The organism is Halorubrum sp. Eb13 (genome assembly GCF_002252895.1).
Taxonomy (GTDB): domain Archaea; phylum Halobacteriota; class Halobacteria; order Halobacteriales; family Haloferacaceae; genus Halorubrum.
On record NZ_NHPE01000009.1, the window covers coordinates 1 to 21,142 of the forward strand.

The window sequence follows — 21,142 nt, forward strand, 5'->3', positions numbered from 1 at the left end:
TATTCTTAGCGTCTAAACACAGCCTGCGCCCTCTATCGGCACGAGCGGTATCAACTCCCCAGTCGCTGTCAGTAGCTACATGACCGATAGGGAGAATACATTCAGCACTGAGACTGCGTTACTTTCTTCGTTTGATTCCCGGACCAACCGTTAGTAGGTGCCTGCGGACGCATCTGTATGACTAGCTAAAGCATCTGTTTGTTTCTGGATATTCTATTTATACTCTACCGTCAAAACCACATGCGTGAACAGGAGAACGTATCTGTCTGTAACGAGTGTGACCGTGGCGTCTGTCCTCGGAGGTTGTTCGGCAGTGACGGGAGGTTCTGGTGATGTCCGCGTCGATGACACGACACAGCGAGAACAGACGTACGAATTAGACCTACAGAAGGGTGATACAGTGAAAATCATCGTTGGAACACAGAAAGGGTCTGGTGGAGAAGTTACTCTCTCTCATGACTCGCAAGACGTTCTCTCAGAGGCGTTCGAAACGGAGCAGACGTTTGAGCGTACAATCACGGTTACCGGTGTTCACGAACTCTCAGTGAAACCGTCCGAGTCTACTGTGATAAGTATCAAAGCTATCGTTAATCCGTAGCGGTGGATGACAGTCGATCCCCTGTACTGACCCATTCGGGCTACCGTTCTCTGGAGGGGGTTCCGTGTAAAATACACGCGTTATATGTAGCAGTGACGTTTCGAACTACTCGGCGCTTGTCAGTGCTAGCGTGACCGATACAGAGGATCTAATCAGCACGGGGACTGCGTTATTTTCCCCATTTGAATTCTAAATTAGGCATAGATTGCGCTTGCGAACTGGTCAGTCGTTTACCAGTTCAGAAAAGTTATCACAAACACTACTCGAACTAGTTTTGATGCCCTCCAGAACAGATGAACTACTTACATCGATTCGGTATCTGCTCTTCATAATTGTATTTTTGCTCGGGCTTGGAGTCGCGGCACTTGGTGATCTCGCTGTTGCGGTACGTGGTTACACGACAGGGATATCGACTGCTGCTCGCTCGATCGGGGGCGTAGTCGTACTTACAGAACTTGGGCTTCTCTTTTATACAGTGCTTCGACCGAACGGGAGTCAAGACTCAGCGAACTAAGTTTATCGAGTGATTCGTGATTTCCCTGTACTGACCGATCCGGCCTGATCATACTGAGGGGGACTAGTACAAGACTCGCGCCCTGTATTCAGCACAGCCACAGAAATCAGTCACTGATCGGGAGTTCAACAAGCCCCGTTACCCGGACCGCCCGAGCGTCCGCAGGTCCTCCGTCTCGACGCAGTCGGGGACGGCGTCGAGCGCCGTCTCTGGCCAGCCGTCGTGACCGAGCGTGATCTCGCTTTCGGGGTTCACCTCCGCGAGCGCGGCGACGCCCTCGGCCGCGGCGACTCGGGCCGCCTCGTCGAGCCGCTCCGGGACCTCGGCAGTGAGCGGGTACGTCTCCGAGAGCGCCCGCGGGAAGGGACCGAACGGGGGTTTCACGCGCCACACGGCGTCGTAGTCGTGCGTGGAGGGCGCGTTCGACTCCGTGAGCAGCAGGCGGTCGGGGACCTCCAGCCGGGCGAGCCGGTCGCGGTGTCGGCGGATCTCGGGTCGCCGGGCCGACTCGTGGGAGGTGTAGAAGAACGCGTCCTTCGAGACCGGGTCCGTCCGTTCCAGTTCGTCGGTGTGGTCGAGCAGCGCGCGGTACCCGTCGAGCATCGCGGGGTGGCCGCGGGCCCGGCGGTCGACCAGTTCGAGGAGGCTCCCCGACCGGATCGCCGCCTTCACGCGGCGGAGCTCCTCGAAGGTGACGTAGAGATTGTGCTCGGCCAGCAGCTGCTCGGCGGACGCGTCGGCGTCGCCGTTTCCGCCCCCGGCGCTCCCGTCCATCTCCCGGAGCTCCGCGGGCGTGTGCTCGGCGCAGACCGGACACGAGCAGGGGAAGTACTCCATCTCCTCCAGGTGCTCGGTCCCGGAGACGGTCAGGTAGCGCCCGTCGCGCGCCATCAGCGCGTAGGCGGCCGAGTCGAACAGGTCGCAGCCGGCGGCGACCGCCAGCGCGAGCATCATCGGGTGGCCCGCGCCGAACAGGTGGACGGGCGCGTCCGGGTCGAGCCCGCGCTTCGCGGCGCGGACCGCCTCGACGACCTCGGCGTAGCGGTAGGCGTTGAGGAGGGGCACCATCGCGCCGACCGGGAACACGTCGAGGTCGGTGTCGGTCGCGCGCCGGCCCGCCGCCTCTCGGAGGTCCGGGAACGTCGACCCCTGTACGGGCGCGTTGACGAGCATCTCGCCCGTCTCCGCCGCCTCGGCGTCGGCGAGCGCCTCCTCGGTGGTCGCCAGCTCGCGCTCGGCGCGCTCGCGGCCGACGTCCGGCGGCGTCGGCACGTCGACGGGGGTCGCCACGTCGCTCCCGATCCGCCGCTGGAACTCGATTATCTCCTCGGTGGTCACGTCGATGTCGCCGTACTCGGCGAGCTGGAAGGAGCCGGAGTCGGTCATGATCGCGCCGTCGAACCCGAGGAAGTCGTGGAGCCCCTCGTCCAGCACGCGGTCGCGGATCCGGTCCGTGCTCCGGATGATGTAGGAGTTGGTGATCAGCATCTCCGCGCCGAACTCCTCGCGGAGTCGGGACGGCTCGACAGTGAGCACGTTGGGGTTGACGACCGGCAGCAGCGCCGGCGTCTCGACCGTGACCCCGGCGCGGGGGACCTCCAGCCGGCCGATCCGCCCGGCGGCGTCGTGGTCCCGGATCTCGAAGTGATCGCGCATACCCGGAATGCGCGGACGCGGGCGGTAAGGGTTGCGTTCGGGAGGCGACGGGCCGGAGCCCTCGCCCCTCCGGTCGGACTCCTCAGAGTCCCGTCGGGTGACTCACGTACTCGGTCCCCAGCCCCCACTCCGCCGACAGCGACCGGAGGGACCGCACCCCGAACGTCTCCGTCGCGTAGTGGCCCGCGAGGAACACCGTGACGCCGGCCTCTCGCGCCTCGTGGTACGCCTTCCCCTTCCCCTCGCCCGTGATCAGTGCGTCGGCGCCCGCCTCGACGGCCTCGTCGAGCCAGTCGACGCCGGACCCGGTGACGACGGCGACCCGGTCGATCTCCTCCGGGCCGAAATCGAGCACGCGCGTCGGCGACGCCTCGCCGTCGGGCTGGCCCTCGAAGTCGTCAAGCGCCTCCCTGATCGACGCCGCGGACCGCGGCGCGTCGAGCTCGCCGACCGTCCCGATCGTGACCGGTCCGATCTCGCCGAACGGCTCCCGGTCCCCGACCCCGATCGCGCCCGCGACGCCGGCCGCGTTACCGAGGTCCTGATGGCCGTCCAGTGGGAGATGTGAGACGTACAGCGCGAGGTCGTTCTCGACCAGCGCCGCGATCCGGTCGTACGCGGTCCCCGTGACGCGGTCGATGCCCCCCCACGAGATCCCGTGGTGGACGACGAGGACGTCGGCGCCCGCGTCGGCCGCGGCCTCGATCGTCGCCTCGGCGGCGTCGACCGCGAACGCGACGCGCTCCACCTCGGCGTCGTCCGGACCGACCTGTACCCCGTTCGCGCTGGCGTCGACGTCGGCGTACGCCGCCGTGTCGAGTTCGTCGTCGAGCCGTCGCGCGTACTCGGAGAGTTTCATGACGATCCGTGGATCGGCCGGGGAATAAAGAGCGACGGTCCGTCCGGGTCGGCTCCGATCGCAGCCGGACCGAGAACGTCTCTCAGGCATATAAACGTCTCATGCGGTGGCGCGCGCCTCAGAGCGCCCGGAGGGCGCGACGGAGCGCGCGCGAGGGAGTCGGACGTCCGGAGCGAAGCGGAGGGCGTCCGACGAGGCTGGGGAGGCGTGAGGCTGCGGTGCTGTGCGGGGCGGGATTCAAATGGGCAGCCGCGAGGACGAAGCACGACGACGCAAGCACTGCAGGGAGCGAACGAAGTGAGCGACCGAAGCGCGTGGTTCGAGACGCCGGAGGCGTCTCGTCATCGCCGGAAATCAGAGATTTCCGGCTAGCAGTCAGAACGCAGAGCGTTCTGACGACATCACGAAAGGCGCTCCGCGCCTTTCGAACGACAGCGAGTCGCGCGAGTAGCGAGGGCGACCGAAGGGAGCGCTAATCGTCCAGTTCCTCGGCGATCGACTCCGGCGGGCCGTCGATCTCCGGACCGCTCTCCTCCGCCGACGTCCCGCCCGGGACCTCGGGCGGGGCGTCGAACTCGGGATCGAACAGCCGGAGGGCGGTCCGGATCGTCTCCCAGTCGTCCTCGCCCGCGGCGTCGCGCAGCGAGCTGGTCGGGGCCGCGAGCAGCTGGCCGACCAGCGCGTCCGCCATGTCCGAGACGGTCTCGCGCTGCTCGTCGGTCAGATCGCCCTGCGCCTCCAGCTTCGAGAGCGCGCGGTCGACCTCGCGGGCCTTGACGCGGTCGGCGCCCGCGTACATCGCGGAGATGGCGTCGTCCGCGCGCTTGCGCTTGTACGCCCGCAGGATGCGGTCGAGCTCCTCGTCGATGATCGCCTCGACCTCGCGCGCCTCCGCCTCGCGGCTCTCGCGAGTCCGGCGCGTCACGTCCTCTAACGCGTCGATGTCGTACAGCGTGAGCTCGTCGCGGTCGGCGACCGCCGGGTCGACGTCGCGGGGCTGCGCGATGTCGATGCAGACGAGCCGCCCCGCGTCCGCGACGTGTTCCGGCTCGATCACCGGTTCCGGGCTCCCGGTCGCCGAGATCACGAGGTCGGCCCCGTGCACGACCGCCGGGAGGTCGGCGAGCGAGACGGCCTCCGAGGGCGTGTCGACCTCGCCGGCGACGAACTCCGCGTTCGGCACCGTCCGGTTCGCGACGACGATCTCCGAGACGGCCGTGTCGTCGAGCGTCCGGGCCGCGAGCGTCCCCATCTCGCCGGCGCCGACGATGACGGCCGAACCGTCGGTGAGGTCGATCTCGGTCGCGGCCAGCCGGACCGCGGCCGACCCGAGCGAGACGACCCCCTCGTTGATCGACGTCTCGTTCCGCGCGCGCTCCCCGACGTGGAGCGCCTTCGTCACCGCGTCCTTCAGGACGGGGCCGATGCCGCCCGCGGACTTCGACTCCTCGTACGCCTCCCGGAGCTGGCCGATGATCTGGTCCTCGCCGAGTACGAGCGACTCCAGCCCGGAGGCGACGCGCATCAGGTGTTCCAAGCTCTCCTCGTGGTCGAGTCGGCGGACCGCGCCGCCGCGGACCTCGGGGGCGAACGACGCCAGCGCGTCGGTCCCGTCGACGGTCCGGTCGGTGACGACGAACGCCTCCGAGCGGTTGCACGTCTGGAGGGCGAACGCCTCCTCGACGCCGTCGCGCGCGAGCAGGTCCGAGACGGTCGCACGGACGCCGTCGCCGCCGGCCGACTCGATCTCGTCGACCGTCGCGCGGGAGTGAGCGACGCTCACGCCGGCGATTGCTCCCGTCTCTTTCATTCTTTGAGTACCTCCTCGATCACGGAATACGCCTCTTGACGACCGTTGGATCTCCCCTTTTGTAAACCCTTCCAAACCCCCTCGGATCGCACGACGCGACGGATCGCCTCCCGGCGCGCCTCGGGCGCTATCTCCCGCTCTCTGAGCTCCGCGCGGAGCTCGCCGGAGAGCTCCGCCATCGCGCCGGCGCCGTCGATCTCGGCCTCGACGCGCTCGCGGAGCGCCTTCGCGAGCGCCGGGCTCGCGCCCCCGGTCGAGAGTGCGACCCGGACCGGCTCGTCCTCGACGGTCGCCGGGACGACCACGCTCCGGGCGTCACGCGTGCCCGATCGGTCCGCGGCCGACACGTCCGTTCGGTTGACGAGCAGGCCGGCGTCGAGCGCGGCGGCCTCCGCCGCGGCGTTGACGGCGGCGACGTCCGTGGCGGCGACCACGAGCGCGGGGTCGACGCGCGCGACCCAACCGCGGACCGCGTCGGCGTCCGGGGCGGCGCGGACCAGCTCCACTCCCGCTCCGCTCGCTCCGCCTCCGTCCCGCGCCCGCTCGACGAGCCGCTCGTCGAACCCGGGGCTCACGACGACGACGCGGGCCTCGTCGGCGAACCGCGACGCCTTTCGCGCGCCGACGCTCCCCCCGCCGAACACGAGCACCGACTCCCCGGCGAAGTCGTGGTACAGCGGGATCACGTCGGACGCCCCCGAACCGCGGTGCGACGGATCACGTCGTGTTGCTGTCGGCGCGGTCGGCGATGCGGATCCCCGTCTTCTTCAGAATTCGCGTCGAGAACAGCGTGTCCCAGTCGTCGGCGCCGACGTCCCAGTGCTCGTCCATCAGCTCTTTCACCTCCGCGATGCGGCGCTCGCTCTCCGCCTCCGTCCGCCCGTGCGTCATCGCGAAGAAATTGTACTCCCAGACGCCGGCGTGCCGAGGGCGCTCGTAGCAGTGCGTGACGAAGTCGAGCGAGGCGACCGCGGGGCCGACCTCGTCGAGGACATCCTCGGGCACGTCCCAGACCGTCATTCCGTTCTCCGTGTACCCGAGCGCGTAGTGGTTCGGGATGACGCCGACGCGGCGCACCTTCCCCTCCGCCTCGAACCGTTTGATCGTCTCGATCACCCAGTCGACGTCGGCGTCGAGCGCGGCCGCCACGTCGGCGTACGGCGTCTCCGTGATCGGGAGCCCGCCCTGGATCTCGACGACGAGGTCGCGCTCGTCGGGCGTGAGCGCCCCCCGGTCGCTCGGCGTGACAGCCGGACCGAGGTCGGACAGGTCGACGTCGCCGTCGGGGACCGGACCGTCGACGAGGAACTTCGCGCCGACGTGGAACTCCCGGAGCTTCGGCAGGTTGTACGTCTCTTGGCCCGTCGCCGCCTCGATCTCGGCGAGCACCTCCTCGACCCGGTCGTTCCCGTCCTTGTCGGGGTCCGGGTGGTCGGCGACGCTCACCACGAACCACATGTTGAGGTGCGGGTGCTCGCGCTCGTAGTTGTGCGCCACTGCGGTGAACTCGTTGACCGTCTCCGCGATCTCCTCGTAGCGGTCCTCGGGCGCGTGCATCGCGACGAGCGACGCCGCCCCGCCGATCTCCTCGGCGTTGACGAGCGCGCCGAACCGCGAGAGGATGCCCTCCGCGTCGAGTTCGCGAACGCGCTCGCACAGTTCGGCCCCGGTCACGTCGACGCCGTGTTCGCGAAGCGCCGCCGCGGCCGGCTCGAAGGGCCGTTCGGTCGCCGGGAATCCGCCCTGAAAGGCGTTGATGATCCCGCGGTCGAGCGCCGTCAGATCCGCGTCGACCTCTCTCATGCCACCAGATCGGGTCCGAGCGAGAATAAGCGATCCGACCCGCGGGCGAGGTCTGCGATCAGGGTCACCGTCCCGGTCCGCGCCACCGACGCCGCCTTCAGCCGTCGAGGTCGCGCGCGATGTCCGCGAGCGACGACGGCGGCCCGCGGGTCGCCTCGTACACGGTCCGCTCGCCGGGGACTCGGAGCCCGTACAGCTCCCCCGGCACGACGACGTCGAGGACGACGCTGTCTCCCGGCTCTCGGCCGTTCGCGGCGAGCCACGCGACCAGGCGGTTCTCCCCCTCCCCCGTCTCCCGCGCGAGCCGTCTGTTGTCGAACGCGCCGCGGATCAGCCGCCCGGCGCTGTCGGCGGTCACCGGGGCGTGGTACTCCTCGCGATCGATCGCGACGCGGACCACGTCGCCGGCGGCCATCGACAGCGACTCGCAGGTCCCCGACTCGACGCGGCCGGAGAGCTCGTCGTCTTCGGGGATCCGAACGCAGGGGCGGCGAGTGCCGCCGCTCCGGGCGAGCGAGACGCGAATCGAGGCGACGCCCTCGTCGTCGGAGGGAACGCGGGGCATCGGAAACGGGCCCTTACTCCTCGTCGGCGTCGTCGGCGTCGCCCTCGCCGAGCGCTGCGGCGACGTCGTCGCCCTCGACGACCGAGACGTTGATCTGCGCGACGTCGTCGTCGACCTCGCGGCCGCGGACGGTGATGCGCTTGCGCTCGCCTTCGCGGGACGGCTTGAAGCCCACGCCGCCCTCTAAGAGGAGCTCCTTCAGGCGAGTGCCCGAGACGTCCTCGCGCATCGGTCGACCGGTCTCGTCGGAGCCGCCGGTGATCTCGATCGTGTGCTCGGAGAGTCCGACGGCGTCGCCGCCGATCTCGTCGCCGATCTCGCGACCGAGGAACCGGTTGGCGTCCTGTCCGTCGACCTCTCGCTGGAACGTCTCGCCGCTCTCGGGGTCGGCGATGACGACTTTGAATTCGGCCATGGGCGAACGGAGACCCCCGCGAATAAAAAGCACGTCGAAACCGGGATCCGGCCCCGATCGGTCCGCGGATCCGGTTCGGCGGCGGGATTTCCCCGTCGGTCCCGGCCCGCCGCCCGGGATCCCTCCGCTCACCGCCCGGCGCCGATCCGCTCGACCCGCCGCGACCCGTCGCCCCACGGACCCTCGACGAACGCGTCCTCCAGCGCCCGAGCGACGCGCGCCGGTTCGCTCGGGCCGCCGGCCGCCGCGACGCTACCGACCGTCTCGGGATCGAACGGCACGCCGATGGCGTCGTAGACGGCGTCGCTGACGCCGGCGATCGCCCGGGCGTCGGCCGGCGTGACGACGACGCACCCGGCGACCAGCGCCGCGTCGGCGCGGACGCGCTGGGCGATTCCCGACACCTTCCCGCCGCCGGCCACGCGAACCGAGTGGTCGCCCGGGCAGAACGACGCCGGCGGCTCGCCGGCGACGACGTCGGCGCCCAGCTTTCGGAGCGCCCCGACCACCACCTCGACCGTGCGGTCGTACCGCTCCGTGATCGAGCCGCGTGCCCCGCTTCCCGTCGAGTCGCCCTCGCCCAACGGGATCGCGTGGGCGAACGCCAGCGTGTCTCCGGCGTACGCAACGGCCCGACCGCCGACGTCGCGCTCCACCGGGCGGAATCCCCGTTCCGCGGCGATCCGTTCGGCCCTATCGAACGCCTCCGCGCGGGCGTCGCGGCGACCGAAGGCGATCTGTCGGGCCGGGGCCCACACGCGGAGCCCGGGCGTCCCGTCACCCGCGTCGGTGAGCAACGCCGCGGTCCGCTCACGGTCCGCGTCGGGGTCGTCGACAGCTCCCCTGAGCACGCGCATACCGGTCTGCAGGGCGGCGGCGGACAAGCCGGTTTCGGCCGGTCGCGGCCGCCGTCCGCGAACGGCGACTCGCCGAGGGCGGGGCTCCGGCGTATGACACAAACGTTTTGCCGGCCCTCTTATTGGGTCACGTATCGATGAGCGACCTCGGCGCGCTGCCGGTACGAGCCTATCTCGCGGCCTGCCTGCTCGCCGCGATCATCGGGCTCTGGCTCGGCGGGGTCGCGTGGCGAGAGCGCGACCAACCGGGCGGGACCGAGGTCGCCCTCTACCTGCTGTGTGGCGGCGGGATATCGCTTCTGTACGCGGTCAGGGTCGCGAGCGCGAGCGAGCTGGTAATGGTCGTGACGCTCAACCTCGCGACGCCGCTCGTCGCCGCGATCCCCGGGATCTGGACGGCGTTCACGCTCGCGTTCGCCGGCCACGACCAGTGGCGGACGGAACACCGCATCGTCGCGCTGGCGACGCCCCCCTTCGTCTGGGTGCTGCTCGCGTGGTCGAGCGCCACGCACGGGCTCTCCCGTCGCTCGCTCGCCGCGGTCGCGGAGGGGCCGTTCACGCTGCTCTCGTTCGAGCTCGGCCTCGCCGACGTCGGCTTCGTTCTGTACGCGTACGCGCTCTGCGTCATCGGCGTCCTCGTCGTCACGGACCTCTACCAGCGGACCGGGAACCGGTACCGGCTCCAGACGTTCGTGATCCTGCTCGGGACGCTGTTCCCGTTCCTCGCCGGGATCGCCACCGTCGTCGACTTGGGTAGCTACGCGAACCTCGCGTGGTTCCCGTCGTCGCTCGTCGTCCACGGCGTCTTCCTGTACGGAACGGTGTTCTGGCTCGGGACGCTCGACGCCGCGGTCGTCGCCCGCGACACCGCCGTCGAGGTGATGCAGGACCCGGTGATCGTGGCCGGGTCCGACGGTCGGATCCGCGACCTCAACCCGGCCGCCGAGGAGCTGCTCCCGCCGGACGCGGTCGGGTCGTCGCTCTCGGCGGTGTTCCCGCGGCTGGAGATCGGCGTCGAACACCCGATCGCCATCGACGGGCGGCAGTTCGACATCCAGGAGGACCCGATAACGGACCCCCGCGGGACGGACCGCGGTCACGTGTTCCTGCTCCGTGACGTGACGGAGCGGGAGCGTCGCCAGACCGAACTGGAGCACCGCGAGGCGGAGCTGGAACGGCAGAACGAGCGCCTAGAGGACTTCGCCGGCGTCGTCTCCCACGACCTCCGGAACCCGCTCGCCGCGGCGACCGCGGCGGTCGAGCTCGCGCGCCACGACGGCGGAGAGAACGACGACGCGCTCGACCGGGCGGCGAACGCCCACGAGCGCATGGACGACCTGATCGAGGGGCTCCTCTCGCTGGCGACCGCGGGGCGCTCCGTCGACTCCGCCGATCGGGTGTCCCTCGACGCGACCGTCCGGCGGGTCTGGTCGCGGCTCGAGACCGCGGACGCGACGCTCTCCGTCGAGGGGCCGGACCCGACCGTCCTCGCCGACGGCGATCGGCTCGAGCAGCTGCTCTCGAACCTGTTCCGCAACGCGATAGAACACGCCGGAGCGAACGTCTCGGTGCGGGTCGAGATCGAGCGGCGACCGGGCGGCGTCGCGCTCGCCGTCGCCGACGACGGCCCGGGAGTCCCCCCGGAACAGCGCTCCCAAGTGACCGAACGGGGCGTCTCGCTGGACGGCGGAACCGGGCTCGGGCTCGCGATCGTCGTCGACATCGCGGAGGCGCACGGCTGGGAGCTCTCCGTCGAGGAGTCTGAATCCGGCGGCGCCCGCTTCGTGATCGCCAGGATCGAACCCGCTGACGGGTGAGACGACGGCGCGGACGGGCGGGTCGACTCCGCGGTGTCGACCTCCGGCCCGGGCTACCGGCGTCGACGGCCACTTGTCGGTCGAGCCCCGCCCTCCGAACGACGATGTCCGTCACGCTGCCGCCAGACTCGCTCGACGGCTACCGTCGGTTCTCGCGGTTCAACTCGCCGTACCCGGCACACGACGACGGGAGCGCAGTCGATCTGTACCCCGAGGACGGTCGGGGAGCATCGCCCGTCTCGGGCGTCGTTCGCGAGACGCGTACCGTCGGCTGTCCGGACCGATCCTACGCCGCGAGCGAGGACCATCTGATCGTCGTCGACCTCGACGACGAGTGGTGTCGGCGGGCCGGCGCCGCGCCCGGGACCGCCGCTCGGATCCTCCACGTTGTCCCCGAGGTGTCCCCCAGCAACCACGTCGATGTCGGCGACGACCTCGGGCCGACGACGCGCTCCGGGTTCTTCGGGCAGTGGGTCGACGACCACGTCCACCTCGGGTTCCGAGCCCCCGGCGCGAGCGCGCTCAGGGCGAGCGGGTCGCTCCCGGTTGACGTCGACGTCGCGGTCGCCCCCATCCCGTGGGACGGGGAGGGCGTCGTGGTCGAACGCGGGCCGACGCACGTCATCCTCGACGCGCCGGTCCACCCCGATCCGGGCGAGTCGTTCGCGGCGCTTGCGAGCGACGAGCGGATCCCGCTGGACGGCGGACTGGCCCACTACGCCGGCGGCGGCGCGTTCGGCGCGGGCACGCCCGGCGGCGCGCTCGACGGTGGCACGCCCGGCGGCGACGCGGTCGAACACGGCGACCCGGCCGGACGCGGCGACGGGTTCGGCCGGTTCGAGGAGGGGGCGGCGGCGACGCTGTGGGGGACACGCGTCGGCGTCGCGGCGGGTCGCGGACTCGCGTGGGACCCCGTCGACGTGCTCGCGAACGGCGAGCGGGTCGTGGGGCTGTCGCTGTTCGCGGCGCGGGACGCGGGGTACGGCGCGAAGGTCGTCTGCCCGGACCGCGAGTTCGCGATCGGCGAGGCGGTGTCGCTCGACGTGGTCCCGAGCGACGACCCGATCCGGCTCGGAGTGGGGTGAGGTTCCGTCAGCGCGAGGGGAACGACGGCTGGCGAACGGCCGGCGCGTTCGGCGGTTCCCGCGGCGGTGCGCCGGACTCCCGTCTCGGCCGCCGCGGGCGAAGCGTCAGGTCACGGGGCGGGTGGCTCGGCATCGGACAAGAGCGGTCGGGCGGGCTCGGAGCGATCGGTCAGACCGCTGACCGGGCGGACCTCGAAACACCGGTCCCCGACCGCCGCCGGCGCGCCAACCCCGGACCAGTTGTTTCCCGTTTCGGGGGCTACAAGCGGGACCCTCGTGAGTTGGAGGTATGAACCGGACAGATGTCGCGGACTTTGACCCCTTGCCGGCCGAAGCCGTCGCGCTCGTCGAACGGCGAATCGAGGAGGAGCACGGCTACCTCTCGTGGCTGAACACGTCGGTGGACGTCGTCGAGCGGGGGCGGGTCGTCCTCTCGATACCGTACGACGACAAGCTGACGAACAGCGACGGCGGCACCATCCACGGCGGCGTGGCGGCGACGCTCGTCGACACCGCCGGGGGAATCGTCCAGCGCACCGCCTTCGAGGACCCGCTCTCGGGCGGCGTCGCGACGGTGAACCTCAACGCGAACTACCTCCGCCCGGCGACCGGAGACCTCCGCGCCGAGGCGACAATCGTCAGGTCCGGCGGGTCGATCGGGGTCAGCGACATGACCGTCACCAGCGCGACCAACGGCGAGACCGACGAGGTCGTCGTCGGTCAGGGGTCGTTCCGACTGTTCCGCGAGTAGCCGGCGAGACCGTCGATGAGGTCCGCCGGGTCGTCGAGCGCGCCCGCGAGTTCGGTTACCGCGTCGCGCTCGGCCCGGTCGGGCGCCGCGCGGACGACGACCGACTGCTCGCCGAGCGACACGAACTCGCAGTCGAGCCGCTTCGCCGTCTCGCGCAGTCCGACCCCGACGTCGGCGTCGCCGGCGATCACCTTCCGAACCGGGCTCTCGAACGCCCGCACGGTGAGCTCGTAGCCCGCGACGGCCTCGATCAGCTCGCTCCGCGAGGTCGACCGCTCGTCGGCGAGCGCGTCCAGCGCGTCGTCGAAGCTCCGCCGGAGCCCGGAGTCGGTCGGGCGGTTGACGAACCGCAGGTCGCGGTCGACGACCGATTCGAGGCCAGTCACGTCGGCCGGGTTGCCCGCGGGGACGACGAGCCCCCACTCGCGGGTCCAGCCGCCGAGCTCGACCGACTCGACCTCGCGGTCGGTCGGTCCCGCGACAACCGCGACGTCCGGGACGCCGTCGCGCAGCCGCCGGAGCCCCTCGCGGGAGCCGACCGGGAGGTACCGCGGGTTCTCCAAGCGGTCCAGCAGGCGGTTGAGCGCCGGGTCGTCCTCGCCGACGCCGAGCAGGCTCGGTGGGCGCACGTCGGGCGAGAACAGCCGCACCGTGACGCGCTCGCCCCGGTCGAGGTACTCCGTGTCCGGGTCGACGGCGACGACGCCGTCCGCTTCGACGAGGCTCGTCGTCGCCCCGGAGCCCTTGTCGACCGGGTAGACGAGCGGGAGGTCGCCGTCGGCCAGGTCGAGGAGTCCGACGGGCATCAGCCGCATGCGTCCCTCCCCGTATCGCTCGCCGAGCCCCATCCGTCCCTCGACGGTCGCCGTCGCGGGCTCGGGCCGGCCGGCCGCCTCGCGGATCGCGGGCGCGACGAACGTCCGGAATATCGTGAGCGCGGAGACCGGGTACCCGGGGAGACCGATGTACGCCGAGGTCGCGGCCGACCCGCTCTCGTCGCCGCGGCGGTCGAGGCGGCCGACGAGCATCGGCTTGCCGGGCTTGACCGCGACGCCGTGGAGCAGCAGCTCGCCCCGCTCCTCGATCACCCGGTAGATGACGTCGACGGCGCTCGCCGAGGTCGACCCCGAGGAGAGCACGAGGTCGCACTCGTCGGCCGCGCGCCGGAGCAGCCGCTCCATCTCGTCGTAGTCGTCGCCCGCGTGCGGGTAGAGGACCGACTCGCCGCCCGCCTCCTCGACGCCCGCGGCGATCGTCGTCGAGTTCACGTCGTATATCTCGCCGCGCGAGGGGTCGAGCGACTCGCCCGGTCGGACCAGCTCGTCGCCGGTCGAGACGATCCCGACCCGCGGTTTCCCCTCGACGGGGACCTCGTCGACGCCGAGCGCGGAGAGGAGCCCGATCTCCCGTGGCGTGAGCCGCGTTCCCGGACCGAGCGCCCGGGCACCCGCGGCGATGTCCGCGCCGGCGCTCATCACGTGGTCGCCGGGCGCGACCGCGGTCCGGAACGCGATGCGGTCGGGCCGGTCTCCGTCCCCCGCTTCCCCCTCGCCGTCCAGTTCGTCGGTCCGCTCGACCATCACCACGGCGTCTGCGCCCTCGGGCATCACGGCGCCCGTCGAGACCTCGGCGCAGGTGCCCGGCGCCACCGTCACTTCTGGCGCGGCGCCGGCGTGGACCGCCCCGACGAGGTCGAGCTCCGCGGGGTCGGCCTCGTCCGCGCCGAACGTGTCGCGGGCGCGGACCGCGTACCCGTCCATCGACGCCCGGTCGAAGCCGGGGACGTCGATCGCGGCGTCGACGCGCTCCGCGAGGACGCGCCCGCGGGCCTCCTCCAGCGGGACCGTCTCCGACTCCGGCGCGAGGTCGAGCGAACCGATCGCCTCGCGGGCCGCCTCGGGCGTCGCGAGGTCCCGGAACTCCTTGCGGTCGCTCACGGCGTCACCTCCCAGAGCTCGACGTCGACGACCTCGCCGGCGTCGAGGCCCTCCCGCGGCTCGGGGACCACGACCCAGCCGTCGGCGAGCGCGACGCTCGACAGGATGCCGGAACCGCTCGCGCGCGTCGGGGTCGCGGCGGGGAGGTTCGCCGCTCCCCCGTCGCCGCCGTTCGCCCCGTCTCCCCCCTCGTCGCTGTCCGCTTCGTCGCCCTCGCGCTCGGAGAGCGCCACCCGCGCGAACGTCCGCGTCCCGGGCTCGCTCGGCACCTTCCGGTCGAGGACCGCGCGCCGCGTCGGGAAGGGGTCGGCGGTCGTCCCGCCGACGCGCTTCTGGAGCGGCCGGAGGAACTGCGCGGCGTTGACGATGCAGGCGACCGGGTAGCCGGGCAGGGAGACGACCGGCGTGCCGTCGGCGACGCCGAGGCAGACCGGGTGGCCCGGCTTCAGGGCGACGCCGTGGACGAGCACCTCGCCGAGCCCGTCGACGACCTCGGGGATCAGGTCGCGCTCGCCGACCGACGACCCGCCTGTGGTGACGACCACGTCGGCGTCGAGGTCGGCCTCCACCGCGGCCGCGAGGGCCTCCTCGTCGTCGGTGACGACGTCGCGGTAGCGCGCCTCGCCGCCCCACCGCTCGACTAACCGCGAGACGGTCAGGCCGTTCGTCTCGATCACCTCGCCCGGGTCGGGGTCGGACTGGACCAGCTCCTCGCCGGTCGGGATCACGGCGACAGTCGGGGGGTCGTACACCGGGACCGCGTCGAGCCCCACCGACTTCAGGAGCCCGAGGTCGGAGGGGCGAAGGACGTGGCCCGCGTCGAAGAGGCGCTGGCCGTCGGCGACGTCCTCGCCGGCCTCGCCGACGTTCTCGCCGGTCGCGACGGCGTCGAACGCCTCGACCTCCTCGCCGACTTCCTCCACCTGTTCGATCATCACGACGGCGTCGGCGCCCTCGGGCACCGCGCTTCCGGTGTGGACCCGCGCGGCCTCGCCGGGCGCGACCGACTCGGCCTCCGTGCCCGCGGCGCGGAGCACCGCCGGCGAGCGGTCGGAGGCGCCGAACGTGTCCTCGGCGCGGACCGCGTACCCGTCCATCGCCGCCCGGTCGTAGCTCGGGACCGGCGCCGGCGCGTCGATCGGCTCGGCGACGACCCGCCCGTCGGCGTCGGCCGTCGGCAGCGACTCGGTCCGGCCGTGCGGCTCGGCGGCGTCCAGCAGCGTCGCCAGCGCGTCCGCGACGCGGGTCCGCCGCTTGAAGCCGGCCTCGCGTCTGTCGTGGCTCATGGGCGTTCGTTTCGGGCCCGCGTGCAAAAACCCCGCTCCCCTGGCGGTCGCCTCGCCGGGCTCCGACCGCGGGCTCACCGCCGTCGCGGTCGCCTCAGGTGATCCACGAGAGGACCCGTGCCGCGCGGTGGGTGCCCTGAATCGCCGCGACCCGGGCGGCCGAGAGCGTCTCGGCGGCCCCTCGCCGCGCCGCGGTCGCGCTCCGGACCGCGCTCGTTCGGGCGTAGTAGCCGGACTTGCGCCCCGCGGCGCCCACGTAGTGCTTCGCGGCCATCCGGATCGGGGCGCGGCGACCGTCGACCGTGGTCGTCCCCTCCCGGATCGCGTCGAGGACGTCGTCGGCGGTGACGTCGGCGACCGATTCGCGCCCGTCGACCGCCACGTCGGTGAACGCTCGGCCGACGTACTCCAGGTGGTGCGCGTCGCTGGCGGCCACGCCCGGGTAGTCGTACTTCGCGGCAAAGCGCCGCGCGCGGCGGTTCCGGTAGCCGGTGAACAGCCACGCGTTGAACGTCTCGACGGCGTCGACCTCGTCGATCCCGTCGCCGTCGGCGACGAGGACCTCCTCGTCTCTCGTCTCCGGGACGGGGATGTTCCGCTGTCGGACGCCGTGACGCGAGCGCTGGAAGGGGTGCGGGACGATCGCGACTCCGCCGCGCTCGTGGATCCACGCGATCGTCTCGTCGTAGGGGCGCCGGCGCGGCGGCATCCGCTCGACGCCGACCGCCAGCAGGTGGCCGTGCGCGGTCGACACCTCGACGCCCGGGATGCCGATCAGGCCGTACTCCGGGGCCAGTTCGGCCGCCCGCTTCGACTCGCCGATCACGTCGTGGTCGGTGATCACGACCGCGTCGAGACCGATCTCCGCGGCGTGCTCTAAGATGAGCTCGATCGGCTCGTGGCCGTCGTAGCTCTCGTCAGAGTGAACGTGGGGGTCGATGCTGACCGTGACGCTGGACACACCCGGAGTAGGCGACGGGAGATACTTAAATGCGCGAAGGACGTCCGACGCTCAGTTATCACGAAACCCTGCCGCGGCGCGCGCCTCCGAGCGGTCGCCCGCGGCGACCGCGAGGAGCGCGTGCGAGGGAGTCAGTCGCCGGAGCGAAGCGGAGGCGACTGACGAGGCTGGGGAGGCGTGAGGCTGCGGTCGCGGTACGGGCTTTGGAGCTGTTCGTCAGCGGTCCGAACTCAACTATTTATAAACAGGCGGCTGGCGCTCTGGAAGAGCTCTGGAAGCGCTCTGGAAGCGCTCTGGAAGGGCTCTCGAAGCGCTCTGCGAGCCGTCCTCGATCGGTTCTCACTGAGCGCGCTCGACTCCGGAAGCGTATCCCGCGACGGACGCAAGTTATAAAACGTTCAGTCGAACAGCCCTCTGATTCTGTCGACGACCGACCCCTCCTCGTCGCTCGCCTCGGACTCCTGGCGCTGTTGTTCCCGGAGCTCGCGGAGCTTCGCGGCCTGGTCGTCGGTCCCCGAGCCGCTCGCGGTCTTCTTCTCGCCGCCCTGGAGCCCCTTCAGCTCCGAGACCGCGTCGTTGACGGTCCCGGACTTCGTCCGGGTCTCCGTGGCGGATCCGGCCAGCTTCTCGCGGTCGACGTCGACGTCGTCCACCGCGCTCGTGTCCAGTTCCAGCCGGCGGGTCTCGGTGCGCTCGACGCCGCCCCACGTCAGCTCCGCGTCCTCCAGCTCGCGCTCGATGTCGGCTCGGACCTCGGCGTCGGTGACCCCCTCGCCGTCGCCGCCCGCGCCCCCGGCGGTCCCGTCGTCGCCGACGCCGCCCGCGGCGGACCCGGCTCCGGCCGCGTCGCCTCCGGCCGCACCGCCGGCGACGCCCGTCGCGCGCTCGACGCGGTGGGCGACCAGCGCGCCGCCGGTCGCGGCGATGACGGCGACGAGCCCGAGAGTGTACACCGCGACCACCTGCGCGCTGTAGTCGGTGTCGGGAACGTTCCAGTAGTACGGGTACGCCCAGGTGAACAGCCCGACGGCGACGAGGGTGATCGCGGTGCCGACGCCGGCGAGGTACACCATCCGCCGGTCGACGGGGAGCAGTACGACGACGCCGAGGAGGAGTGCGGGCAGCCCGACCGCGGCGGCGACGGCGGCGACCTCCCGGACCGCGTACGTCGACAGCGCCTCGGACGGGAGCGTCGCGCTGTAAAAGAAGATCGCGACGCCGACCAGTCCGAGCCCGATCCCGGCGAAGAAGAGCCCGAACCCCGCGTACACGTCGATCGCTCGGTCGGGGTCGCCGACGTAGCGCCGGTAGTACTCCAGCAGGCGGTTCTCCGCGTTCGATTCGCTCATACGGGAGGGTCGCCGCCGACTCTAATGATTGTTACCCCGCGAGCCCGCGGTCGCGCCGCGGGCGGCGCGAAGCCCGACCGCGTCACCCCCGGTCGCGTCGCTCCGCCCGCGTCACCCCGTGCGCTTTTGAGGGCACGGGTCCACCGTTCAGGCGATAGCCCGTGTCACTCGACTGCCCTCGCTGCGGAACGACGCTGTCGACGTTCGCGCTCGGCGGGGCGACGGCGGTCGCCTGCGACGACTGCGGCTACGCCGGCGTCGAGGCCGACCACTCGGGCGAGCCGCGACTCGCCGAGAGCTGGGAGGAGGCGTTCGCGCGCTTTCAGGAGCAACACGACTGACCATGCCGACCATCGAGATCACCGACGACGACCGCGACCGGATCGAGGCGCTCCGCGAGGAACTGACCGCGGCCCACGCCGGGCCGTACGCCTCGGTCGACACGGGGGGCACGCTCGCGTACCTCCTGGACTTGGCCGACGCCGTCGACGACCCCGAACGCGAGGCCGACCCGGCCGCGCTCGGCGGCGATCGGACCGACGAGGCTGCTCGCGCGACCACGGAAGACGAGACGGCGTTCGACCGGGATCGCACGCGCGAGCGGCTCGAGTCGCGCCCCCGCCGGCACGGCGACCCGGACGCCGCCGAGGAGGCGGACCTGTACGAGATCGCGGCCGCGTTCGACGTGACCGGCCGCAGCGACATGACGAAGGCGGAGCTGGTCGACGCGGTCCTCGACGCGGCCGAGTCGCTGTCGGCGGACCCGTTCTCGTGGGTCGACGTCGACCTCGGCGACGACGCGTCCGAACCGGCTCCCTCCGACGAGAGCGAGACGCCGGAGCCGGCGGACGACGGGGCGGAGACCGAGAGCGAGGGCGACGCCGGCGCCAGCCAGCTTAACGCGATGATGAGCCTCCTCGACACCCACGACGACAAGTGGCGGGAGGCGGACGGCGACGCGCGGTACGAGGTCGAACTGCCCGACGGCGACGTCGAGACGGCGCGCACCAAAGACGACGTGCGCGCGGTGCTGTTCAGGAACTACTGACGCGAACCGATGGGACTGCTGTCCAGACTGCGCGCGTGGATCGGCACGGTCTTCGGCGGCGACGAGCGCGGCGAGTCGCCGGCCGAGGGAACCGCTGACGACGAGAGCGGTGCGGATGAGAGCGACGCCGACGGGAGCGACGCGGGCGACGAGCCGACCGGTCTCGACCCGAGCGCCGCGACCGAGACCAGAACCGCGGCGACCGACGACGCCGTCGACGCGCTCCGGGACGTCAGGCGATCGCACGACGGCGCCCCGGCCGGCGGTGAGACGGAGGTCGACGCTGACGAGGTCGACGCTGACGGGGTCGACGCCGACGGGGCCGGCGGCGACGACCGAGACGCGCCCTGATCGCTCCGTCGCCGTCCGCCGCACGAAACGTTAGGTGCCCCGGCCCGAACACCCCCGTATGACCGACCCCAACGACGGCGACCGCGAGGCCGAGAGCGACGCCGACGGCGAGGGTGCGGCCGCCCGCGACCGCGCGTTCGTCGACCGGACGATCGAACTCGCCGAGGAGGCGGTGGAGCGCGGGAACACCCCGTTCGGGGCGCTCCTCGTCGTCGACGGCGAGGTCGTCGCCGAGGCGCGCAACGAGACGCGGACCGAGGACGACCTGGCCGCGCACCCGGAGCTGACGCTCGCGCGGCGCGCCGCCCGCGAGTTGGACCCCGACGAGCGGGCGCGCTGCACGATGTACGCCAGCACGGAGCCCTGTCCGATGTGCGCGACCGGGGTCCACTACGCGGGGATCGACCGGGTCGTCTTCGGCGTCTCGGGCGAGACGCTCGACGGGCTCACCGGCGGCGTCGTCACCGTCCCCTGCGAGGAGGTGATCCGCCGCGCCGGCGGCGAGACGACCGTTGAGGGGCCGATCGCGACCGAGGCCGCGATGGCGCTCCACGAGTCGTTCTACGGGGCCGGACCCGCGGGGGAGTCGTAGCGTGCGGGGTCGACACCCGCCGGCGCGATGACCGGCGACCCCGAGACCGTCGTGGTCGGCGCCGCGGCGATAGACGAGTGGTACGCCGTCAGCAACATCCCCGAGCCGGACGGCGGCGCGTTCGCGGGCGAGGTGACGAGCGCGTTCGGCGGCGTGGGCGCGAACGTCGCCGTCGCGCTCGACCGCCTCGGCCGCGACGTCGGCCTCGTCAGCCGCGTCGGCGACGACGAGTACGGCCGCCGGCCGCGCGAGTACCTCGCCGAGACCGGCGTGGACGCCTCGCGCGTGCGGGTCGGCGACGACCCGTCGACCCGGTCGCTCATACTCAGCGCGCCCGACGGGGAGCGCGCGATCGTCACGACGGGCGAGAGCTTCCGCGAGCTCCGGCTCTCGACCGCCGACCGCGAGGCGATCGCCGCGGCCGACGTCGCCTTCCTCACCGGCTACACGCCCGACGCGGTCTCGCGGGACGTCCTCGGCCTCGTCGAGTCGGCCCGCGACCCGCCCGCGCTCGTCTTCGACCTCTCCGGCCCCGTCGAGGAGCTCGTCGGCCGCGGCACCGAGCCCGAGACGATTCACCGACTCCTCCACGCCGCCGACCTGTTCGTCGCCGGCGACGTCGCCGCCGCGGCCTACTTCGGAGACGAGGCGGCCGCGGTCGAACGGGGCGCGGCCGCGCAGCGGGCGCGAGTCGACGCGGGCGGCGCGGTTCCCGGCGGCGCCGAGGCGGACTGGCCGCGCGCCGTCCTCACGCACGGCGCCGACGGGATGACCGTGATCGCCGACGGAGCGGTCCGGCGGTTCGAGGCGTTCGACGTGGACGTGGCCGACGCGACGGGGGCCGGCGACGCGTTCGTCGCCGGGCTGATCGATCAGTGGGTCGCCGGC

20 protein-coding genes are annotated in these 21,142 nt (G+C 71.7%); 8 read left to right on the plus strand and 12 right to left on the minus strand.

Annotation, left to right across the window (positions count from 1 at the left end; translation table 11 throughout):
• Nucleotides 1-1,250 precede the first annotated feature (1,250 nt).
• The 8 genes from tgtA to DJ75_RS00890 form a co-directional block, all read right to left on the minus strand.
• A complete protein-coding gene (gene tgtA / locus DJ75_RS00855; RefSeq protein ID WP_094521993.1) occupies nt 1,251-2,768 on the minus strand; it encodes a tRNA guanosine(15) transglycosylase TgtA in 1,518 nt (505 codons plus the stop codon).
• A gap of 82 nt (nt 2,769-2,850) precedes the next feature.
• The gene (locus DJ75_RS00860; RefSeq protein WP_094521994.1) at nt 2,851-3,627 is read right to left on the minus strand and encodes a Nif3-like dinuclear metal center hexameric protein; all 777 of its coding nucleotides are present in this window, start codon (nt 3,625-3,627) and stop codon (nt 2,851-2,853) included.
• A gap of 472 nt (nt 3,628-4,099) precedes the next feature.
• Nucleotides 4,100-5,437 (minus strand): glutamyl-tRNA reductase, encoded by a 1,338-nt coding sequence (gene hemA, locus DJ75_RS00865; protein WP_094521995.1) that lies wholly within the window; start codon nt 5,435-5,437, stop codon nt 4,100-4,102.
• Nucleotides 5,434-6,123, minus strand: a complete 690-nt coding sequence (locus tag DJ75_RS00870) for a bifunctional precorrin-2 dehydrogenase/sirohydrochlorin ferrochelatase (protein ID WP_094521996.1) — start codon at nt 6,121-6,123, stop codon at nt 5,434-5,436. The genes hemA and DJ75_RS00870 overlap by 4 nt, the downstream gene beginning before the upstream one ends.
• Nucleotides 6,124-6,154: 31 nt before the next feature.
• On the minus strand, nt 6,155-7,240 hold the full coding sequence (locus DJ75_RS00875; protein ID WP_094521997.1) for an Lrp/AsnC family transcriptional regulator: 1,086 nt from the start codon (nt 7,238-7,240) through the stop codon (nt 6,155-6,157).
• Between the two features lie 97 nt (nt 7,241-7,337).
• On the minus strand, nt 7,338-7,805 hold the full coding sequence (locus tag DJ75_RS00880) for a hypothetical protein (RefSeq protein ID WP_094521998.1): 468 nt from the start codon (nt 7,803-7,805) through the stop codon (nt 7,338-7,340).
• A 13-nt stretch (nt 7,806-7,818) separates the two neighbouring features.
• Nucleotides 7,819-8,220, minus strand: a complete 402-nt coding sequence (locus tag DJ75_RS00885) for a 30S ribosomal protein S6e (RefSeq protein ID WP_094521999.1) — start codon at nt 8,218-8,220, stop codon at nt 7,819-7,821.
• A 128-nt stretch (nt 8,221-8,348) separates the two neighbouring features.
• Nucleotides 8,349-9,077, minus strand: coding sequence for a lipoate--protein ligase family protein (locus DJ75_RS00890; RefSeq protein ID WP_094522000.1), 729 nt, complete (start codon nt 9,075-9,077; stop codon nt 8,349-8,351).
• A 137-nt stretch (nt 9,078-9,214) separates the two neighbouring features.
• On the opposite strand from DJ75_RS00890, the gene DJ75_RS00895 reads away from it, so the two are divergent.
• The 3 genes from DJ75_RS00895 (at nt 9,215) to DJ75_RS00905 (ending at nt 12,730) form a co-directional block, all read left to right on the plus strand.
• Nucleotides 9,215-10,894, plus strand: a complete 1,680-nt coding sequence (locus tag DJ75_RS00895; protein WP_094522001.1) for a histidine kinase N-terminal 7TM domain-containing protein — start codon at nt 9,215-9,217, stop codon at nt 10,892-10,894.
• A 104-nt stretch (nt 10,895-10,998) separates the two neighbouring features.
• A complete protein-coding gene (locus tag DJ75_RS00900) occupies nt 10,999-11,979 on the plus strand; it encodes a hypothetical protein (protein ID WP_094522002.1) in 981 nt (326 codons plus the stop codon).
• A gap of 289 nt (nt 11,980-12,268) precedes the next feature.
• Complete coding sequence (locus DJ75_RS00905; RefSeq protein ID WP_094522003.1) at nt 12,269-12,730, plus strand: PaaI family thioesterase; 462 nt, start codon at nt 12,269-12,271, stop codon at nt 12,728-12,730.
• Here DJ75_RS00905 and DJ75_RS00910 read toward each other — a convergent pair.
• The 4 genes from DJ75_RS00910 to DJ75_RS00925 form a co-directional block, all read right to left on the minus strand.
• Nucleotides 12,700-14,667 carry a molybdopterin biosynthesis protein gene (locus tag DJ75_RS00910; RefSeq protein WP_094522004.1) on the minus strand — a complete coding sequence of 656 codons (1,968 nt, stop codon included), beginning with the start codon at nt 14,665-14,667 and terminating at the stop codon, nt 12,700-12,702. The two genes, DJ75_RS00905 and DJ75_RS00910, sit on opposite strands and share 31 nt — an antisense overlap.
• On the minus strand, nt 14,664-15,953 hold the full coding sequence (gene glp / locus DJ75_RS00915; RefSeq protein WP_094522005.1) for a gephyrin-like molybdotransferase Glp: 1,290 nt from the start codon (nt 15,951-15,953) through the stop codon (nt 14,664-14,666). Before glp ends, DJ75_RS00910 begins: the two co-directional genes overlap by 4 nt.
• Before the next feature lie 94 nt (nt 15,954-16,047).
• Nucleotides 16,048-16,914, minus strand: a complete 867-nt coding sequence (locus tag DJ75_RS00920; protein ID WP_094522006.1) for a PHP domain-containing protein — start codon at nt 16,912-16,914, stop codon at nt 16,048-16,050.
• Between the two features lie 398 nt (nt 16,915-17,312).
• Nucleotides 17,313-18,263, minus strand: a complete 951-nt coding sequence (locus DJ75_RS00925; RefSeq protein WP_094522007.1) for a permease — start codon at nt 18,261-18,263, stop codon at nt 17,313-17,315.
• 161 nt (nt 18,264-18,424) lie between these two features.
• Here DJ75_RS00925 and DJ75_RS00930 point away from each other — a divergent pair, with 161 nt between their 5' ends.
• The 5 genes from DJ75_RS00930 to DJ75_RS00950 form a co-directional block, all read left to right on the plus strand.
• Nucleotides 18,425-18,604: a zf-TFIIB domain-containing protein gene (locus tag DJ75_RS00930; protein WP_094522008.1), complete on the plus strand. Its 180-nt coding sequence runs from the start codon at nt 18,425-18,427 to the stop codon at nt 18,602-18,604.
• Nucleotides 18,605-18,606: 2 nt separating this feature from the next.
• On the plus strand, nt 18,607-19,311 hold the full coding sequence (locus tag DJ75_RS00935) for a hypothetical protein (protein WP_094522009.1): 705 nt from the start codon (nt 18,607-18,609) through the stop codon (nt 19,309-19,311).
• A 9-nt stretch (nt 19,312-19,320) separates the two neighbouring features.
• Nucleotides 19,321-19,662 carry a hypothetical protein gene (locus DJ75_RS00940; RefSeq protein ID WP_094522010.1) on the plus strand — a complete coding sequence of 114 codons (342 nt, stop codon included), beginning with the start codon at nt 19,321-19,323 and terminating at the stop codon, nt 19,660-19,662.
• Between the two features lie 58 nt (nt 19,663-19,720).
• Entirely contained in the window at nt 19,721-20,254 is a 534-nt protein-coding gene (locus tag DJ75_RS00945) for a nucleoside deaminase (RefSeq protein WP_094522011.1), read from the plus strand.
• 27 nt (nt 20,255-20,281) lie between these two features.
• Nucleotides 20,282-21,142, plus strand: an 861-nt coding sequence (locus DJ75_RS00950) for a carbohydrate kinase family protein (protein WP_094522012.1), incomplete at its 3' end; no start/stop codon positions are given.

Coding starts and splice junctions, on each gene's coding strand:
- tgtA (WP_094521993.1), bottom strand. CDS start 2,768: ATGCGCGATCACTTCGAGATCCGGGACCACGACGCCGCCGGGCGGATC.
- DJ75_RS00860 (WP_094521994.1), bottom strand. CDS start 3,627: ATGAAACTCTCCGAGTACGCGCGACGGCTCGACGACGAACTCGACACG.
- hemA (WP_094521995.1), bottom strand. CDS start 5,437: ATGAAAGAGACGGGAGCAATCGCCGGCGTGAGCGTCGCTCACTCCCGC.
- DJ75_RS00875 (WP_094521997.1), bottom strand. CDS start 7,240: ATGAGAGAGGTCGACGCGGATCTGACGGCGCTCGACCGCGGGATCATC.
- DJ75_RS00880 (WP_094521998.1), bottom strand. CDS start 7,805: ATGCCCCGCGTTCCCTCCGACGACGAGGGCGTCGCCTCGATTCGCGTC.
- DJ75_RS00885 (WP_094521999.1), bottom strand. CDS start 8,220: ATGGCCGAATTCAAAGTCGTCATCGCCGACCCCGAGAGCGGCGAGACG.
- DJ75_RS00890 (WP_094522000.1), bottom strand. CDS start 9,077: ATGCGCGTGCTCAGGGGAGCTGTCGACGACCCCGACGCGGACCGTGAG.
- DJ75_RS00895 (WP_094522001.1), top strand. CDS start 9,215: ATGAGCGACCTCGGCGCGCTGCCGGTACGAGCCTATCTCGCGGCCTGC.
- DJ75_RS00900 (WP_094522002.1), top strand. CDS start 10,999: ATGTCCGTCACGCTGCCGCCAGACTCGCTCGACGGCTACCGTCGGTTC.
- DJ75_RS00905 (WP_094522003.1), top strand. CDS start 12,269: ATGAACCGGACAGATGTCGCGGACTTTGACCCCTTGCCGGCCGAAGCC.
- glp (WP_094522005.1), bottom strand. CDS start 15,953: ATGAGCCACGACAGACGCGAGGCCGGCTTCAAGCGGCGGACCCGCGTC.
- DJ75_RS00925 (WP_094522007.1), bottom strand. CDS start 18,263: ATGAGCGAATCGAACGCGGAGAACCGCCTGCTGGAGTACTACCGGCGC.
- DJ75_RS00935 (WP_094522009.1), top strand. CDS start 18,607: ATGCCGACCATCGAGATCACCGACGACGACCGCGACCGGATCGAGGCG.
- DJ75_RS00940 (WP_094522010.1), top strand. CDS start 19,321: ATGGGACTGCTGTCCAGACTGCGCGCGTGGATCGGCACGGTCTTCGGC.
- DJ75_RS00945 (WP_094522011.1), top strand. CDS start 19,721: ATGACCGACCCCAACGACGGCGACCGCGAGGCCGAGAGCGACGCCGAC.